The organism is Ruegeria arenilitoris (genome assembly GCF_013030985.1).
In the GTDB taxonomy this organism is placed as follows: Bacteria; Pseudomonadota; Alphaproteobacteria; order Rhodobacterales; family Rhodobacteraceae; genus Ruegeria; species Ruegeria arenilitoris_B.
In genome coordinates, this window is record NZ_WPYP01000008.1 from 32,893 (window position 1) to 47,330 (window position 14,438).

The 14,438-nt window shown below is 60.5% G+C and carries 11 protein-coding genes; 5 read left to right on the top strand and 6 right to left on the bottom strand.

Annotated elements, in window-relative coordinates:
• Positions 1-72 precede the first annotated feature (72 nt).
• From GOX88_RS15915 to GOX88_RS15930, 4 genes are read left to right on the top strand one after another with little or no spacing between them, the layout of a single operon-like run.
• Positions 73-2,475 carry a GcvT family protein gene (locus tag GOX88_RS15915; RefSeq protein WP_170403860.1) on the top strand — a complete coding sequence of 801 codons (2,403 nt, stop codon included), beginning with the start codon at positions 73-75 and terminating at the stop codon, positions 2,473-2,475.
• Complete coding sequence (locus GOX88_RS15920) at positions 2,475-4,028, top strand: trimethylamine methyltransferase family protein (protein ID WP_170403863.1); 1,554 nt, start codon at positions 2,475-2,477, stop codon at positions 4,026-4,028. Before GOX88_RS15915 ends, GOX88_RS15920 begins: the two co-directional genes overlap by 1 nt.
• A complete protein-coding gene (locus GOX88_RS15925) occupies positions 4,029-4,703 on the top strand; it encodes a TetR/AcrR family transcriptional regulator (protein WP_170403865.1) in 675 nt (224 codons plus the stop codon). It begins immediately after the preceding gene.
• On the top strand, positions 4,700-6,004 hold the full coding sequence (locus GOX88_RS15930; protein ID WP_170403868.1) for an NAD(P)/FAD-dependent oxidoreductase: 1,305 nt from the start codon (positions 4,700-4,702) through the stop codon (positions 6,002-6,004). Before GOX88_RS15925 ends, GOX88_RS15930 begins: the two co-directional genes overlap by 4 nt.
• Before the next feature lie 34 nt (positions 6,005-6,038).
• Here the strand turns inward: GOX88_RS15930 and GOX88_RS15935 are convergent, their stop codons facing one another.
• The gene (locus tag GOX88_RS15935; RefSeq protein WP_437436429.1) at positions 6,039-6,398 is read right to left on the bottom strand and encodes a DUF3307 domain-containing protein; all 360 of its coding nucleotides are present in this window, start codon (positions 6,396-6,398) and stop codon (positions 6,039-6,041) included.
• A 239-nt stretch (positions 6,399-6,637) separates the two neighbouring features.
• On the opposite strand from GOX88_RS15935, the gene GOX88_RS15940 reads away from it, so the two are divergent.
• Complete coding sequence (locus GOX88_RS15940) at positions 6,638-9,634, top strand: ABC transporter transmembrane domain-containing protein (RefSeq protein WP_170404484.1); 2,997 nt, start codon at positions 6,638-6,640, stop codon at positions 9,632-9,634.
• On the opposite strand, the gene GOX88_RS15945 is transcribed toward GOX88_RS15940, so the two are convergent.
• The 5 genes from GOX88_RS15945 to GOX88_RS15965 all read right to left on the bottom strand — a co-directional run bounded on the left by GOX88_RS15945 (position 9,631) and on the right by GOX88_RS15965 (position 14,438).
• Complete coding sequence (locus GOX88_RS15945; RefSeq protein WP_170404487.1) at positions 9,631-9,918, bottom strand: ArsR/SmtB family transcription factor; 288 nt, start codon at positions 9,916-9,918, stop codon at positions 9,631-9,633. The genes GOX88_RS15940 and GOX88_RS15945 overlap by 4 nt on opposite strands.
• Positions 9,919-10,028: 110 nt before the next feature.
• Positions 10,029-11,261 carry a mandelate racemase/muconate lactonizing enzyme family protein gene (locus GOX88_RS15950; protein ID WP_170403874.1) on the bottom strand — a complete coding sequence of 411 codons (1,233 nt, stop codon included), beginning with the start codon at positions 11,259-11,261 and terminating at the stop codon, positions 10,029-10,031.
• Between the two features lie 6 nt (positions 11,262-11,267).
• The gene (locus GOX88_RS15955; RefSeq protein ID WP_170403877.1) at positions 11,268-12,362 is read right to left on the bottom strand and encodes a Zn-dependent alcohol dehydrogenase; all 1,095 of its coding nucleotides are present in this window, start codon (positions 12,360-12,362) and stop codon (positions 11,268-11,270) included.
• 82 nt (positions 12,363-12,444) lie between these two features.
• Entirely contained in the window at positions 12,445-13,644 is a 1,200-nt protein-coding gene (locus GOX88_RS15960) for a TCR/Tet family MFS transporter (protein WP_170403880.1), read from the bottom strand.
• A 71-nt stretch (positions 13,645-13,715) separates the two neighbouring features.
• Positions 13,716-14,438, bottom strand: a complete 723-nt coding sequence (locus GOX88_RS15965; protein ID WP_170403882.1) for an alpha/beta fold hydrolase — start codon at positions 14,436-14,438, stop codon at positions 13,716-13,718.

Genomic DNA, 14,438 nt, shown 5'->3' on the forward strand with positions numbered 1-14,438 from the left:
TGTACAGAAATGTCTAGACAGATGTGAACAGTGCGTCTAGCGTCCACTGCAAGCCATGCAGGAGAGGGCAGGATGAAATCTCAGTATCGCGTTGTGGTCATCGGGGGCGGCGTCGTGGGCGCCTCGGTTCTGTATCACTTGGCCAAGTTCGGCTGGTCGGATGTGGTGATGCTCGAACGGCGGTGTTTGGCCTCGGGCTCGTCCTGGCATGCGGCAGGCGGGGTGCACGCTTTGAATGCCGATCCGAACATGGCGTCTTTGCAGTCCTATACCATCGACTTGCTGAGTGAGATTGAAAAAGAGTCCGGCCAGAATATCGGCCTGCACATGACCGGCGGCCTGACGCTGGCCGGAACGCTCGAGCGCTGGGAATGGCTTCAGGCCAACTACCGTATTTTCCAATCCATCGGCATAGACGATTGCGAGCTACTGTCCCCGGAAGAGGCGCAGAGACGGTGCCCGATCATGTCCACCGAGGGCGTGCTGGGCGCGATGTGGGCCGACCGCGAAGGCTATATCGACACGACCGGTACGGTGCAGGCCTACGCCACAGCGGCCAAGAAACGTGGAGCCGAATACTATGAGGAAACCAAGGTCGAGGAACTGATCCAGACCGCAGATGGTTGGCAGGTTGTAACCGACCGCGGCACGATCACCTGCGAACATGTGGTCAACGCGGCGGGTCTCTGGGCCAAGCAGGTGGGTCGGATGGCGGGGATCGAACTGCCGGTTTCGCCGCTGAAACACCACTATCTGATCACCGACACCGTACCCGAGGTGGCCGAGGCCGATTTCGAGATGCCGATGACCGTAGACCTCGAGGGCTTCACCTATATGCGGCAGGACCAGAAGGGCGTTTTGGTTGGTATCTATGAGGTCGACCATGAACATTGGGCGATGGACGGCGCGCCTTGGAATTACGGCGAGGAGCTGTTTCAGGAACAGCTCGACCGGATCGAAAACGAACTGACGCTGGGCTTTGAACGCTATCCTTCGATCCAGAATGTCGGCATCAAGACATGGGTGAACGGCGCGTTTACGTTCTCACCTGACGGCAACCCTCTGGTCGGTCCGGTGCCCGGCAAACCCGGCTATTGGTCGGCTTGCGCGGTGATGGCGGGCTTCCTGCAAGGTGGCGGCGTTGGCAAGACATTGGCCGAGTGGATGATCCATGGCGAACCCGAGGCAGACGCGTGGCCCATGGACGTGGCGCGCTATGGCGACTTTGCGCAGAACAAACGCTATATCCGAGAGACGACGGGCCAGTTTTACTCCCGTCGCTTTGTGATGACCTACCCGAATGAGCAGCTGCCGGCCGGTCGCCCGCTGAAAATGGCCCCCGCCCATGACGCAATGACCGAGGCCGGGTGCAAATGGGGTGTCAGTTGGGATCTGGAGGTGCCGCTGTACTTCGCGCCCAAAGGGTTCGAGGAAACGCCGACGCTCAAGCGTTCGAACGCGCATGACATCGTGGCCGAGGAATGCAAGGTGATCCGCGAAGGCGCAGGTCTGCTGGATATCTCGGGCTTTTCGCGGTTCGAGGTCAGCGGCCCGAACGCCGAGGTTTGGCTGGATAAGATCATGGCCTCGAAACTGCCTGCACCGGGCCGTGCCAAGCTGGCCCCGATGCTGGGTGAAAACGGGCGGCTCAAGGGTGACCTGACCGTGCTCAACTGGGGCGACGGCAAATGGTGGATCATGGGCAGCTATTATCTGCGCGCGTGGCATATGCGCTGGTTTGATGACCACATGATCGACGGCGTCAAAATCCGTGATCTGGGTGAGGAATATTGCGGCTTTGCCGTGGTTGGCCCGAAATCGCAAGCGGTGGTTGAGAAACTGGCCGAGCAGGATATCTCGGGCCTCAATTTCATGGGCTGTGGCGATTTTGACATCGGACTGGTGCGTGCCCGCGTCGCGCGCATGTCGGTGACTGGCGAGAAGGGGTACGAGATCAACTGCCGCTATGGCGATCATATCAAACTGCGCCGGATGTTGTTGGAAGCGGGCGCTGGCGAGGGCATCCGCGAATGTGGTTTTAACGCGATGCTCTCGACCCGATTGGAAAAGAGCTTTGGCATCTGGTCGGCGGAATTCACACAGCTTTACACTCCGGGGATGACCGGGATGGACCGTTGGATTGACTGGGATAAGGACTTTGTCGGTAAAGAAGCTGCCCTGGCCGAACGTGACGGCAACGGCCCCGCACAGGTTCAGGTGACGCTTGAGGTGGACGCGCTGGATGCTGATGCCAGCGGGTATGAGCCGATCTGGTCGGGCGAAGATCGGGTGGGTTTTGTGACCTCGGGCGGTTACGGCCACTATACCGGCAAGTCGTTGGCTATGGCTTTAGTCAACCGCGACAAGGCCGAACCGGGAACTGAACTGACCGTTCATGTGGTGGGCGTTGAACGGCCCGCACGGGTAATTGCGCCTTCGCCATACGATCCGCAAGGCAAGGCGATGAGGGGCTGATGGTGATCTCGCAAACCTCTGAACGCGGCAGGCGGCGGCGTGGGCGCGGGGCCGAGGCCGCGCCTCCACCCACGCGCGACGTGAACTATCGCCAGCTCAGAAATCCCTTCCCCCAGATGGAGGTGTTTCCGGCGGATCAGATCGCCGACATGCACGAAACGTCCCTGCGGACGCTTGAGGAGCTTGGGGTGAAGGTCTTGCTGCCCGAAGCCCGCCGGATTTTCGCCGCAGCAGGCGCGCGCGTCGATGAAAGCACCGAGATGGTTTTCATCGGGCGCGACATGGTCGAAGCGGCCGTTGCCTCGGCCCCGAAATCGATCGCCTGTCAGGCAGGTGCGCGTCACCGCGACTTCACGCTGGAACTCGGCAGTCTGGTGTTTCAGCCGGGGGCAGGGGCCCCGAACGCGACTGATCTGGAACGGGGGCGCCGCCCCGCAACCGGGCAGGATTATCTGGACTTTCTGAAGCTCACCCATCATTTCGACGTGTTCCAGATGATCTCACCCCAGGTCGAGCCGCAGGACGTGCCGACCCATCTGCGCCACTACTTCACCACGCAGGCGCAGATGGAGCTGACGGACAAGTTCCCGTTCTTCTACTCACGCGGGACGCCGCAGGTGATGGATTGCTTTGAAATGCTCTCCACCGCGCGGGGCCTGTCGAATGATGAGTTTCGTGGCAATGCACATTGCTACACGATCATCAACACCAACAGCCCGCGGACACTGGACATCCCCATGGCGCAGGGGCTGATCGACTTTGCGCGCCACGGTCAGATGTCGATCATCACGCCCTTTACCCTGATGGGGGCGATGGCGCCGATCACGGTGGCCGGGGCAATCACCCTATCCCATGCCGAGGCTCTGGCGGCGCTGACTCTGACGCAGTTAACCAATCCCGGCGCTCCGGTATGCTACGGCACGTTCACCAGCAATGTGGACATGAAATCGGGCGCGCCTGCCTTCGGGACGCCCTCGCATTTTCAGGCGTCGCTGGCGGCGGGGCAGTTGGCGCGGCATCTGGGGTTGCCCTGGCGATCCGCTGCCGGGTCGGCATCGAACATCAACGACGTGCAGGCAGCGAATGAGAACCAGTTTGGGCTATGGGGCTGTTTGATGGCCGGAGCGACCGTGATCATCCATTCGGCCGGATGGCTCGAAGGTGGGCTGACCGTCTCCTTCGAAAAGCTGGTCTGCGACGCCGAGGTGCTGAACATGGTCGCCGAGCTTTGCGCCGGGGCGCAGGCCGGCACCGCCGAGATCGGTTTCGATACCGCCCTGCGCGAGGTGGAACCCAGTGGCCATTTCTTTGCCTCAAGCCAGACGATGGAACGGTACAATACCGAGTTCTATCAGCCGCACGTCCACGACTATGCCAATTTCGGCACCTGGACCGAGCGCGGATCGATCGATGCCAACCACCGCGCGACTGCCGTTTGGAAGGGCATCCTGAACGACTTCAAACCGTCTACTGGAGACAGTGACCGACTGGGTGCCTTGCAGGACTTCATCGCGCGTCGTACTGCCGAGGGCGGCGCACCGCCGGAGAGTTGAATGAATACCAAACCGATCCTGCACAGGGACGACCCCGAAGCTGAACCTCTGGTCGGCAACATCAAGGTCACGCGTGACGACTGGCTGAACGTGGCGATGGATGTGCTGATCTCGGACGGGGTGGACCAGATCAAGGTGCTGAGCCTGGCCGAAAGGATGGCGGTGTCGCGATCCTCTTTCTATTGGTACTTCAAGTCTCGGCAAGAGCTGCTGGACGCGTTGCTTTCCCGCTGGCAGGCCACGAATACCGCGGGTCTGGTTGCACAGGCCGAGGCCCCTGCCGACACAATCACGGCTGCGGTCTGCAATGTGCATCGCTGCGTGGTGAATACCGATCTGTTCGATACGGCGTTGGATTTTGCTGTCCGGGATTGGGCGCGCAAGTCGGGCAAGGTGCGGCGTGCGCTGGATCAGTCGGACGCCCGGCGGCTTGAGGCCCTGCACGCCATGTTCGCGCGCTATGGCTATTCCGAGGTCGAAGCGGAAACCCGGGCCCGCGTTCTGTACTACATGCAGATCGGATACGATCTGGCGCAACTGAACGAGCCGATAGAAACGCGGATTTCGATGGTGCCGCATTACCTGTACGCGTTCACCGGCGTCGAACCGAAACCTGAAGAAGTTGAGGAATTCAGCGCATATTCCCTGCGCTGCTGGAAAGGAGACCTGTCATGAGCCAACCAGACGCAATCATCATCGGTACTGGTGTGATCGGGGCCGCCATCGCGTTCGAGATGGCAAAGGCCGGATGGAAAACCCTGTCGCTGGATCGCAATTCACAGGTGGGCCATGGCTCGACTGCGGGGTCCTGCGCGATCATTCGGATGCACTACTCGACCTTCGACGGCACCGCTTTTGCCTGGGAGGGGTATCACTATTGGCGCGACTGGGCCGAGTATCTGGGCCTGCCTGCAGATGCCAATTTGGCACAGTTTCGAGAGACGGGCACGCTAGTGATGAAAACGGACGCCAACGGGATGTTGGAAAAGCACATGAAGAACAGTGCCGATCTGGATTGCCCGTTCGAGGAATGGTCGCCCGAGAAAATCACCGAGCGCCTGCCGATCTATTCGCTGGACAGTTTTGCGCCCGCACGCCGCATGGACGATCCGGAATTTGGCCAACCGAACGGGCGCAAGATAAAAGGTGGCGTGTATTGGCCGCAGGCGGGGTATGTCACCGACCCGGCCCTGTCGGCGCAGAACCTGATGGATGCTGCCAAACAGCATGGCGCCGAGGTCCGTACCGGGGCCGAGGTGGTTGAGATTCTGACCGAAGACGGCCGCGTGGCCGGGGTCAAGCTGGCCTCGGGCGAGGAAATCCGTGCCAAGGTGGTGGTGAATGTGGCCGGGCCGGGTTCGGCAATCATCAACAAGATGGCGGGCGTGTTGGAGGACATGACTATCGAGACACGCCCTCTGCGGCAGGAGGTGGTGCATGTCCCCGCGCCCGAAGGGTTCGATTTCGAAAACGACGGCACCATCGTGTCGGACAGTGACATCGCCTGCTATTGCCGCCCCGAACACGGCAACCATATTCTGGTCGGCTCAGAAGACCCGGAATGCGATACGCATCAGTGGTGCGAGGATGACGTACATTACAACCACGACTTCACCGACCAGTGGACGACGCAGGCCATGCGCTATGCCCAGCGGGTGCCCAGCCTGGGCATCCCGTCCAAGACGCGCGGGGTAGTTGATCTGTATGACGCCTCGACCGACTGGATTCCGATCTATGACAAATCCAGCCTGCCGGGGTTCTACATGGCCTGCGGCACCAGCGGGAACCAGTACAAGAATGCGCCGATTGCAGGCAAGATGATGGCGGCCCTGATCGACTATTGTGAGGGCGGGACAGATCACGATACCCAACCGCTGCAATTCGAACTGCCCTATATCAAGCGGATGATCGACGTTGGCTTCTATTCCCGCAAGCGCCCGATCAACGAAGAAAGCAGTTTTTCGGTTCTGGGCTAACCGGTCGGGAAAATCGCCGCAGGGTTAGGGTTGATCAGGCGGCGAAACTCACCCAGGCCCAGACCATCGCAATATAGGTCAGGTTGTGCATGAACTGGTCCAGCCCGGCTGCCCGCCAGAACGCAGCCTGCGTCGGTGACAGTTGTTTCTTGTCCGAATAGCTGGCTTTGGCAAAGTCGATATTGAAATGCACGATCCATTCCAGAGCGGCAATGATCAGGATAAAAGACCACGGCGCTCCGAACAGCAGAAAGACAATAACTGACCCAACAACATGCACGCCGGCATGCTGCGCACGACCCCAGTGAAAATACTCACTGCGCCCGGACAACATCTTCGGCGTCTGGAGGTAATAGTCCGCAAACATATGTTTGATCTGCAATAAGCAGAGCATCAACAGTACTGCGCCTATGCTGGCAGTCAAATTGTTCCTCCCGATATCGTCCTGAAGCAAATCTTAGGGGCTAAACTGTTGCGGCGCAAATGAACTAGTTCACACATGGCGGATATATGATCAAACTGGAAATTATTTGCGTCACAGGTCACGATTGCTGTAAATTCGGAGTGTTTGATTTGCGGCACTTTCTTCAGGATCGGTGATCCAAAACAGGGGCAGGCTCCATAGAACGTTCGATTTTCGGGTTTATTTGGAAGTACTCCAAACGCGACCAGCTGATCCTGCTGGCCGTGACCTCTACGCTATTTCCGTTGTTGTACCTGACGCTGGAGCTGCCCAAGCGCATTATCAACGATGCGATCGGCGCGGCCAGCCCGGTGGTCGATGTTCTGGGATATGAACTGCCGCAGACTACGTTTCTGATCCTCTTGTGCAGTGCATTTCTGGTGGCGGTGCTGGCGCACGGCCTGATGAAGATGCGCATCAACACCATGAAAGGGGTGCTGAGCGAACGGATGCTGCGCCGGTTCCGGTATCAGCTGATCAACCGCGCCCTGCGGTTTCCGCAGCCCTATTTCGAGCGGGTCAGCCAAGGCGAGATGGTGTCGATGATCACCGCCGAAAGCGAGCCGATGGGCGGCTTGATGGGTGACGCGATCAGCCAGCCGGTGTTGCAGGCCGGTCAGATGATCACAATCCTTTCCTTTCTTTTCCTGCAAAGCGTCTGGTTCGGCCTGGCCGCCGTGGCGCTGATCCCGCTGCAGGCCTGGCTGATCCCCAAGTTGCAGCGGCAGATCAATCTGCTGAACAAGAAACGCATTCAGGAAGTCCGCATTCTGGCCGCACAGATCGGCGAGAACGCCGCCGGGGCCTCGACCCTTCGGGGTAATGGCGGCTGGCGGTATCGCCGAGCGATGATCTCGGATCAGTTGGGGCGGCTGTTTGGTATTCGGTTCGAGATCTACCAGAAAAAGTTCTTTATGAAGTTCATCAACAACTTCATCTCACAGCTGACACCCTTCATGTTCTATCTGGTCGGCGGCCTTCTGGTGTTGCAGGGCTCGGTCTCGCTGGGGGCGCTGGTGGCGGCGCTGGCGGCGTATAAAGACCTGAGTTCGCCGTGGAAGGAACTGCTGACCTATTACAACCAAACGCAAGACATGTCGCTGCGGTGGGACGTGGTGATCGAACGCTTTGCTCCGCCGGGGATGCCGGACGAAAAGCTGTTCGAGGGTGAACCCGGAACCAGCCCGCGTCTGAACGGTGATATCGTGCTGGATCGGGTTTCGGTCCGGGATATGGATGGCAATCAGGTGCTGGATGATCTGAACCTCACCTTTGCGGGCGGGCAAACCATCGGCATTGCCGCCCCCAGCGAAGAAGACAGGCGCGCCGTGGCCGAGCTGCTGACGCGGGAAATCCTGCCCAGCTCGGGCCGGGTAGAGGTGGGTGGCGAAAATCTGGCGACCCTGCACCAGGGTATTGTTGCCGCGCGCATCGGCTATGCCTCGTCGCGCCCGGTCCTGTTTCAGGGCACGCTGGGCGACAACGTCATGATGCCGATGCGTCAGAAGCCGCTGACGACCCAGAGCGACGACCCCGACTTTGCTGAAACGCAGCGCGCAGGCAACAGCTCCGACCCGTACAGGGCAGACTGGCTGGACCCATCCCTGGCCGGTTTGGACAGCCCCGAGGCGTTACGCGATTGGTGGCTGCATCTGATCGACGGAATGGGATCGGGGGCCGCCTTGTTCCAGCGCGGGTCGGATCAGGTTTTCGACGCCGCCGAACACCCGGAACTGGCGCAGAAACTGGTCGAACTGCGCCCGCTGGTGCAACAAGCCGTGCAAAAGGCCGGGCTCGGGCAGCAGGCGCTGGTTTTTGACTGGTGCACGTATAATTCGGCATTGCCGGTCGCGGAAAACCTGCTGTTCGCCACCCCGCGGGTTCCGGTGACGCAGGACCTGCTGGCCCGCCAGACCGTTTTCCTTGGCCAGCTGCGCGAGTTGGGGCTGGACAAAACTCTCGTCAGCCTGACCCAGGACGTGATTGAGATGCTGCGTCAGATCTTTGGCCTGGATGGAACCGATCACCCGTTGTTCCGCAAGCTTGGTCTGGAAGCCAAAACCTACGAGGCTGCGCTTGAGCTTGTCGAGAAAACCCGGAATGAGGGCGTGGCGGGGCTGGATGACGAAAAGCTGGCGAATCTTCTGGCGGTGCCTTTCGTGATCTCGGCCGAGCAGATCGGGCCTGCCTTTACGGATGAGCTCAAGAACCGCATTCTGGAGCTGCGTCACAGTCACTCGGAAAAACTGTTGGAGCGGCTGCAGGATGTCTTTTTACCGCTGCATCGAGACGCCTTTGCGCCGGGTCTGACGGTCATGGAAAACGCGCTGTTCGGCAAGGTCAGCGAAATCGGTGGCGGTCGCTCGGACGAGGCACGCAAGTTGATTGTCGATGTCTTGGATGAAAACGGCGCGCGCCCGCTGGTGGTCGAGTTGATCTATGACGTCCCGGTCGCGATTGGCGGTCAGAACCTGCCGGCCGTTTTTGCCGAACCGCTGGCCTTTACCCGCGCGACGATCAAGAAGCCGGACATCCTGATTCTGGAAAATGCGCTGGCCAGCTATGACATGGCAACTCAGGTCGCGGTCTACAAAAACCTGCGCGAACTGCTGCCGGATGCGACCGTGATCTATCTGAACGACCATTTTGAAAACCCGGACAAATTCGACAATTTTGTCGAAATCAGGCAGGGTCGGGTGGTGTCGGACGAAGGAGATGTCACGGTGGAAGAGGACAGTGCCGCCTCGGCCGATCTGGCGCGCAAGCTGCGCGCGTTGGAGCAGACACCGCTGTTTTCCGGTCTCGACCGCAGACAGCTGCGCCTGCTGGCTTTTGGTGCACGCTGGTACGATGCCCAGCCGGGCGAGGTCGTGTTCCTGAAAGACGACCAGCCCACCGACGGCGCCTATGTGGTGCTGGAGGGCGAGGCCGGGCTGTATCTGCCGCAGATGGAAGGCCCGGATCAGTTGATCACAAAGGTCGGACCGGGGGCTTTGGTTGGGGAATTGGGGCTGATCCGCAAGGAACCTCGTGCGCTCAGCATGATCGCCGAGACCGAGCTGTCCTGTTTGCGGATCGGTGAGGAAGAATTCCTGGCCGTGGTCGAAAACGACGCCGCAACCGCGTTCAAGCTGTTGCAGGTCATTGCGGGTTACGTCTCGAACTAATTGTCCGGCTTGCAGAACAGGTCATACAGCAGCCCGATGACCTGCGCCGTGTTGCCATCCTGCAGCGAGTAATAGATCGTCTTGCCATCCCTGCGGGTCGAGACCATCCGTTCCTGACGCAGGCGGGCCAGCATCTGGCTGACGGCGGCCTGCCGGATTTGCAGTAGGTCCTCAAGCTCACTGACCGACTTTTCACCCTCGCCCAGATGGCACAGGATCATCAGACGGCCCTCATGGGCCAGCGTCTTCAGAAAGGCCGCAGCACGCGCGGCGTTTTCCTGCATGTCCGCGGGGGTTTCAGGATGTGCGCTAGCGATGTCGTGGGCTTTGATGGTCACGCGCGGCCTGTTTCGAGATGGGGTTGGCGCAATATGCCCCAGATCGGGTTTGCTTGTCACCCCTCGGTTGCAGGCGCGCCGCCCTGAAAGGCGTTTCCGTTGACATAGTCGCAGGGTTCTTCCTGCATTTGCAGGTGTAGGCCATCGCCGGTGTAGGGATGGGCGCGGGCCAGGTCTTCATCCACTTCAATCCCCAGACCAGGCGCGGTTGGGGCGGTCACAAATCCCTCGTCCACGCGCAGTGAGCCTTTGATCAGGGCGTCGTGGAAGGGGGTTTCGATGGTCTCCAACAACAGAAGGTTCGGGATCGACGCGGCAAGGTGGATATTGGCGGCCCACTCGACCGGCCCTGCGTAAAGATGCGGGGCCATCTGCGCATTGAACACCTCGGCCATGGCAGCGACTTTCTTCATTTCCCAAATGCCGCCTGCGCGGCCCAAGGCTGGTTGCAGGATTTCCGCGGCTCCTGCACGCAGGACGGCCCCGAACTCGGCCTTTGTGGTCATGCGTTCGCCGGTGGCGACGGGGATGCGGACGTTGCGTGCGACCCTTGCCATGTCCTCGATCATGTCAGGCGGGGTGGGTTCTTCGAACCACAGCGGGGAATACGGCTCCAACGCCTGACCCAGCCGGATCGCGCCCGCTGTGTTGAACTGGCCGTGCGTGCCGAACAGCAGATCGGCCTTGTCGCCCACGGCCTCTCGGATCGCTTTGCAGAAGGCGACCGACATCGAGATATCGGACATCGCAGGCATGTGTCCGCCACGAATGGTGTAGGGGCCAGCGGGGTCGAACTTCACCGCCGTGAACCCGCGCCGCAACATCTCTGCCGCGCATTCCCCGGCCTGATCGGGTGAGGTCCAGAAATCCGTCAAGTTATGCTGCGGCAGGGGGTAGAGGTAAGTATAGCCGCGGATACGCTGGTTCATCAGTCCGCCCAGCAGGGCATAGACCGGACGGTCGCGATCCTTGCCCAGAATGTCCCAACAGGCGATCTCAAGCCCCGAAAACGCGCCCATCACGGTCAGGTCCGGGCGCTGGGTGAACCCGCTGGAATAGGCGCGGCGGAACATCAGCTCGATATTCTCGGGGTTTTCACCCAGCATATGCCGTTCGAACACGTCGCGGATTACGTGCCGCATCGCCTCGGGGCCGACCGAAGAGGCATAGCATTCGCCCCATCCGGTTACCCCGGTATCGGTGGTAACTTTTACCAGTATCCAATAGCGCCCGCCCCAGCCTGGTGCGGGTGGCGCAGTGACGATGATGTCTAGGTCTTGCAGTTTCATCCGCCGTTACCCCCTATCGAACAGGATCACGTTGCGCTTGGCCGATCCGGTCTTGGTGTCCTCGATCGCCTCGTTGATCTGATCCAGAGACCAACGGCCCGAGATCAGCTCGTCCAGTTTCAGCCGCCCCTGTTTATAGAGGTCGATCATCCACGGAATATCGCGCTGAATGACCACATCGCCCATTTTCGACCCGACCACGCCCTGTCCCAGCGCAGCCAGAACAACGGGTTCATATGTAGACATGTCGCCGGAATGTGGCATGCCGATCATGATGGCTTTGCCCCCTCGGCCCAAATAGCGCGGGGCCTGATCGTAGGCCGGGATGGCGCCAACGGTGATCAGCACTGCATCCGCGCCGCGCCCGCCCAATGCTTTGAAAGCAGCCTTCCAGGGTTGTTTGAGGTGGGCCAGCACGCCATGTGTCGCGCCGAACTCCTTGGCGATCTCCAGTTTTTCTTCGGTCATGTCTACCGCCACAATACGCCGCGCACCGGCTAAGCGCGCGCCTTGAATGGCGTTCAGGCCGACACCGCCCGCACCGATGACCACCACGTCCTGACCGGGGCGAAGCTTGGCCGCATTGACCGCCGCGCCGACCCCGGTGATGACGCCACAGGACAGCAGGCTGGCTACATCTTTCGGCATGGATTCGGGGATTTTCACGATCTGCCGGTGGCTGACTACAACCTTTTCGGCAAAGGCCCCGCAGGCCATTGCCTGATCCAGGGGACCACCATCTGCCGTGCGCAGCGGGCCGTTGACCGAGTCATAAGGAGTTTCGCAGATCGTTGGCTGGCCACCTGCGCAAGACGGGCAGGACCCGCAGGCGCGGATCAGGGTGACCACGACCGCATCGCCCACCTGAAAACCGCCGACCGAGTCTCCGGTCGCAGTGATTACACCAGCGGCCTCGTGCCCGTAGACGGCAGGCAAATGTCCACCCCATGCGCCGCTGGCATAGGTAATGTCCGAATGGCAGATCGCCACCGCATCTAGCGTCACCTCGACCTCTCCGGTGCCGGGCGGCGCAATCTGGATGTCTTCGATGACCAAAGGTTCGTTGAACGCCCGGCAGACGGCGGCTTTGATGGTTTGCATTCTTGTTCCTCACTCCCTTTGGTCCACGGTGGCGCGGGAACATGCAGGCTGCAAGACGGAAACCGTCATCCGGGTGTCGTTGTTACGCCGCGACAGGGCGTGATCGCAAAAACAATGCAAATCCGACGACCATCAAAAGCAATGCCAGCAGGAAGGGTGCACCGGGCAGATAGATCGCCGCCTCGGGTTTGGCGAAATGGGCGAATACGCTGGTCATCACTAGTGGCGAAATCACCATCGACAGCGCATGCAGCGAGGTCAGCACACCCTGCAACTCGCCCTGCTGTGAATCCGGCGTGGCGCGGGACGTGAGGGCCTGCAGTGCGGGGGTCACCACCGCGCCGACTGCGGTGATCGGGATCAGCATCAGGGCGATAAAGCCGTTGGTCAGAAAGGCCAGAAGCAGAAAGCTGACGACCTCGAAGGCCATACCGTAGATGATCGTGACCCGCTCACCCAAGTATCGCGTTGCCGGTCGGATCAGCCCCCCCTGAACAGCGGCCATGCCGATGCCGTAGACACCCAGCGACAGGCCGATCATCTGCGGCGACCAGCCGAAACGCTCGGTGGTGAAATAGGCCCAGATCGCAGGGTAGACATAGATCGATACCGAATAGAGGAAATAAACCCATAGCATCGGGCGGATGCCGGGCAGCGCGGCAATGGCCCGCAGCGAGTTCACCGGATTGGCGCGGCGCAGGCTGAAAGCCCGGCGGGTTTTGTCGGTGACTGTTTCGGGCATCACCAGCAGACCGGCCATAAATGTCAGGGCCGACAGCGCGGCGGCGGCCCAGAAAGGGGCGCGGGTGCCGTATTCGCTCAGTAGCCCGCCGATTACCGGCCCAAGCACGAAACCAACCCCGAAGGCCGCGCCCAGCAGGCCGAAATTCGCGGCCTTCTCGTGCGGTTTCGACACATCTGCCATGAACGCGGCGGCGGTGGCATGGGTGGCCGCCGTGATACCTCCGATGATACGACCTGCCAGCAAAAGCCAGATGCTGCCTGCAATGGCCATCACCACATAGTCCAGCGACATCACGAACAGCGACACCAACAGAACCGTGCGGCGACCATAGGCGTCGGACAGGTTCCCCAGAATTGGACCGAACACAAACTGCATCGCGGCGAAAGCGGTGCTGAGGACACCGCCCCAGATCGCCGCATCGGCCAGGGTGCCGCCCTGAACCTCGACAATCAGGTCGGGCATGATCGGCAACACCAGACCGATGCCCATGGCGTCGATCATGACCGTGCCGAGAACGAAGAGAAAAGGCAGACGCATGGCACCCATTCGCGAGTTTTGCCCGGACCCTATCACGCTTGGTTCACCTGTGAAGTGTCTGTGACGCGGGGTTATGCAGCTGGCAGCTTTTGTTCCAGATCATCCAGGATTTCGGCCAGGTGGCGCGGCTGGGCGAAGAACGGAGAATGAGAGCTGTTGATTGTCGCGCGCAAATTCTCGGGGGCGACATGGCTCATTTCTTCTTCGTATTCCGTCGGGATCGTGTGGTCATCCGTGGCGCGTATATAGGCCTTGGGAACGCGCGCGAAATTGTCGGATAGCGGCAGAGGGGTTTCCTGCGGGGCAATCGCCTGCGGGCACAGGCGCGCGAAGGCAAAGGGTATAATCTCTGGCGGGCAATCGTGGTAGAAGAGGTCGTGTACTTTTTCTGGCCTGACTGTGTAGGACAGGCCGTCAGTGGATTTCTCGACCGAATCGACGATCAATTGCCGGGGTGCGCGTCTGCGCATTTCAACCATGGACAGACCATCCCGTGGAACATAGGCGCACAGGTAGATCAGCGCGCGCATGGCGTTCGGGTCCGCTTCGGCGGCCGCGCTGATGGGGTAGCCGCCCCACGAGTGGCCGACGATAACCGTCTGCGGGGTCGAGGCCGACAGCACCGCATCCCGGCAGCCCTCCAGCGTGACGTCGGCAATCAGCGTCGGGTCGGACCCGTGGCTGGGTAGATCAATTGCGCGCACCGAATGGCCCAAGGCCACAAGAGCAGGGGCCAGATCGCGCCAGCACCATGCGCCGTGACATGATCCATGGACCAACAGAAAATCTGCCAT

Excerpts from the sequence above, each read along its gene's own strand:
- GOX88_RS15915 (WP_170403860.1), top strand. The coding sequence starts at position 73 with ATGAAATCTCAGTATCGCGTTGTGGTCATCGGGGGCGGCGTCGTGGGC.
- GOX88_RS15920 (WP_170403863.1), top strand. The coding sequence starts at position 2,475 with ATGGTGATCTCGCAAACCTCTGAACGCGGCAGGCGGCGGCGTGGGCGC.
- GOX88_RS15925 (WP_170403865.1), top strand. The coding sequence starts at position 4,029 with ATGAATACCAAACCGATCCTGCACAGGGACGACCCCGAAGCTGAACCT.
- GOX88_RS15930 (WP_170403868.1), top strand. The coding sequence starts at position 4,700 with ATGAGCCAACCAGACGCAATCATCATCGGTACTGGTGTGATCGGGGCC.
- GOX88_RS15935 (WP_437436429.1), bottom strand. The coding sequence starts at position 6,398 with ATGCTCTGCTTATTGCAGATCAAACATATGTTTGCGGACTATTACCTC.
- GOX88_RS15945 (WP_170404487.1), bottom strand. The coding sequence starts at position 9,918 with ATGCAGGAAAACGCCGCGCGTGCTGCGGCCTTTCTGAAGACGCTGGCC.
- GOX88_RS15950 (WP_170403874.1), bottom strand. The coding sequence starts at position 11,261 with ATGAAACTGCAAGACCTAGACATCATCGTCACTGCGCCACCCGCACCA.
- GOX88_RS15955 (WP_170403877.1), bottom strand. The coding sequence starts at position 12,362 with ATGCAAACCATCAAAGCCGCCGTCTGCCGGGCGTTCAACGAACCTTTG.
- GOX88_RS15960 (WP_170403880.1), bottom strand. The coding sequence starts at position 13,644 with ATGCGTCTGCCTTTTCTCTTCGTTCTCGGCACGGTCATGATCGACGCC.
- GOX88_RS15965 (WP_170403882.1), bottom strand. The coding sequence starts at position 14,438 with ATGGCAGATTTTCTGTTGGTCCATGGATCATGTCACGGCGCATGGTGC.